The following is a 338-nucleotide window of genomic DNA, read 5'->3' as shown; positions in this document are numbered from 1 at the left end:
CGCTTGAGCTCCGAAGCCCTCTTGAACCGCTTTCTCGTCCAGAACTTCACCGCCGCCAGGCCAAGTGGCAATCCATCGGCAGTAACAGCAAGACTCGAATGCATCAGGATGTCGCATTGCGTGAGCGCTCGTCGCGGGCCCATGCCATTCTTCCCTGTGCGCAGGCTCGTCTTGCCCGTGTAGCCGATGAGTTCGGGACGCTCGCGCTGGCACGAGAATGCGGTCGTGTCCTGCAGGATAAGCACTGGTCCATCGGTGGCCTTCACACGTTCGGCGCTGGCCTGGAAATGCCCGCTCAGGATATCGTGTTCGCTGACGCGGTCGTTCGACAGAAACCT

The 338-nt window shown here is 60.7% G+C and carries 1 pseudogene; it reads right to left on the bottom strand.

The annotated features are described in order from the left end of the window. Positions 1 to 338, bottom strand: a pseudogene (locus VSR82_RS40170) (IS4 family transposase); the annotation flags it as partial.

The sequence above is a fragment of the Burkholderia sp. JPY481 genome (assembly GCF_038900515.1).
Lineage (GTDB): Bacteria > Pseudomonadota > Gammaproteobacteria > Burkholderiales > Burkholderiaceae > Paraburkholderia > Paraburkholderia youngii.
Note: the sequence above shows the minus strand (reverse complement) of the source record. Positions and strands in the feature narration are given on the sequence as shown.